Source organism: Promicromonospora kroppenstedtii DSM 19349 (genome assembly GCF_000515355.1).
In the GTDB taxonomy this organism is placed as follows: Bacteria; Actinomycetota; Actinomycetes; order Actinomycetales; family Cellulomonadaceae; genus Promicromonospora; species Promicromonospora kroppenstedtii.
The window spans coordinates 1-2,192 of record NZ_KI911679.1 but is presented as its reverse complement, the minus strand read 5'-3'; the positions used below and the strand labels follow the sequence as shown (position 1 = coordinate 2,192).

2 protein-coding genes and 1 pseudogene are annotated in these 2,192 nt (G+C 73.5%); 1 reads left to right on the top strand and 2 read right to left on the bottom strand.

Annotated features, from left to right (window positions below):
- Nucleotides 1-68: 68 nt before the first annotated feature.
- Complete coding sequence (locus PROKR_RS14260) at nt 69-368, bottom strand: hypothetical protein (RefSeq protein WP_036964327.1); 300 nt, start codon at nt 366-368, stop codon at nt 69-71.
- 265 nt (nt 369-633) lie between these two features.
- On the bottom strand, nt 634-1,491 hold the full coding sequence (locus PROKR_RS30765; protein WP_051432999.1) for a DUF2599 domain-containing protein: 858 nt from the start codon (nt 1,489-1,491) through the stop codon (nt 634-636).
- Nucleotides 1,492-1,584: 93 nt separating this feature from the next.
- Here PROKR_RS30765 and PROKR_RS14250 point away from each other — a divergent pair.
- Nucleotides 1,585-2,192: pseudogene (locus tag PROKR_RS14250) on the top strand (hypothetical protein); the annotation flags it as partial.

Genomic DNA, 2,192 nt, shown 5'->3' with positions numbered 1-2,192 from the left:
GCGGGACGTGCGCCGCGGCTGCGGTTCTCCTTGTCGGTGTCCGGCCGCGGTGGGCGACGGTGATCTGGTCAGGCGGCGTCCGGGACCGCGGCCACGACGGGCACCGGGAGCTGCTGCACCGGGACCGGCTCGGACTCGGTGTCGGACTCCTCGTTGTCGGCGGGACGCGCGAGCGGACCGCTGAGGATGATCGGGGCGCCCGTGGCGGGCGCCGGTTCGGGGACGGCCCGGACCACGACGAAAATGCCCGCCAGCCCGATGAGGGCGGCGAGCACGGCGAGGGGCACGAGCTGGTATGCGAGTGTGATTCCGAGGAGCGCGCCGCCGCCGATCGCGACGGACGATCCCAGGATGATGACGCGGGTCATCTGGAGCCTCCCTGCCAAGGTGTCTCCGAGGAGAAGTTGCCCTGCCCCAGGGGGGAACTCTGTGGCGCCGCACCACCGGAAGATGTTCGTCGAGCAGCTGAGGGCGCGCGAGGAACAGGTGCCGGAGCCCGGCTGAGCTGGGGCTCATAGATTGTTTGGCGAGCCTGCCTCGCCGCCTTTCCAGGAAACCTCACCCCGTCCGTCCCCGCACCTCGAATGGCTCCGGTACTGGTCACGACTGGGTCACGGCCGCATCGGCGGCAGCTCACACCGGGTTGCAGTGTGCGGTGGCCGTGAGGATCAGCCCGACGTCGGGCCGCCACGGCTCCAGGTTCCACGTCTCCTTGTCCGCCGCGCCCAGGGCGTGGCACACGAGCTGGTGCTCCATGGTGTCGCTGTCGGCCTCCGGCTCGGCGGCCACGAGCTGCGTGCGGATCAGGTCGAGGCCCGCCTCCCCGGCGTGCCTGGCCCAGTCCGCCGGGTCGACGGCGAGGGACCGGCCGCCCTCGTTCTCGCCCCAGCTCATGCCCTCGATCGCCTGCGTGCCCACCACGAACGTGAGGGTCAGCGGCGTGGTGCGCACCGGTTCGTCCGCGCCCGCGCCGGCCGACCGGTCGTCGAGCTCCACCTGGGCCCGTGTGGCGTCGATCTCGGTGACGTCGATGCGGGGTGCGTCCGCCGCGGCGTCCTCCGCCGGCTCGGGTGGGCTCAGCGCCGCGACCGGGGTGCCGTTGCCGTCGAGCACCGTGACGCTGCCGTCGGAGTCGACGTCGAGCGCCCCGGGGGAGGTGAGGGCGAGGCGTGCGGTGCGCCCGGGTGCCAGGTCGAGCGTGACCGTGCGGGTGCCCGGCCCGAGCTCGTCCTCCCGTACCTCGGCGGCCTTCCGCGAGCTGACCTCCAGCACGACGTCGCCGGCGGTGACGGTGCTGGTGCTGGTCCGCCCCCTGGGCTTCGCGGTGCTGTGCTCGGGTGTCGGTGTCGCCTGCGATGCTGTGGGCGCCGGGTCCGCGGTCCCGTCCGAGCCCTGCGCCCGCTCGACCAGGCTGCAGCCACCCAGTGCGAGGAGGGTGGCAAGGGTGGCGCACGCGGCCAGGGGCGGCGTGACGGCTCGACGGATCAGCACGTGCCCATTGTGCGGGCCGCCGGCTGCCGGGCGGGTGGTCTGGGTCCGGCGTGCCGGGTGGCGCGCGCCGACCTCACCCTCTACAGTTAGAACATGAGTTCGAACAAGGTGCTGGTGACTCGCGGTCCGGTCGACGTACCGGGCCAGTCTCCGCGTGGTGCAGCCGTGCCGCGCGAGTCGGGGTTCGCGAGCGGTTTCGCGGACCTTTCGGAGGCGGTCGACGCCGTCGCGACGATCGACTCCCTGCTCTCCTCGCTCGCGGCGTCCCGCGCCGTGCTGATGGAATCCGTCCGGGAGTGGGTGGCCGACCAGCCCGAACTGTTCGACGCCCCCGAGGTGGAGGCCGACGATCTCGCCGGCCTGGCGCCCGAGCTCGTCGAACGGCTCGCCAAGGCCCTGCGGGTGCCCAAGGGCTCTGCGGTCGCGCTCATCGAGGAGTCTCGGGCGTTGGTGCACGAGCACCCGCGTACGCTCGCGGCGCTGCGCGGCGGGCACATCACGCACGCCCACGCGCAGACCATCCTCGGGTACACCGACGGGCTGCGGCGAGGGAACCGGGTGGCGCTGGAGACCCGTCTCCTCAAGCACGCGCGCACCACCACCCCCGGCGAGCTGAGCCTCGTCGCGCGGGCCGAGCGCGAGCGGCGGCTGCGTCCGGGGCGAAGGGCGGACCCGTCGGCGCGCCGGGCAGAACCCCTGGC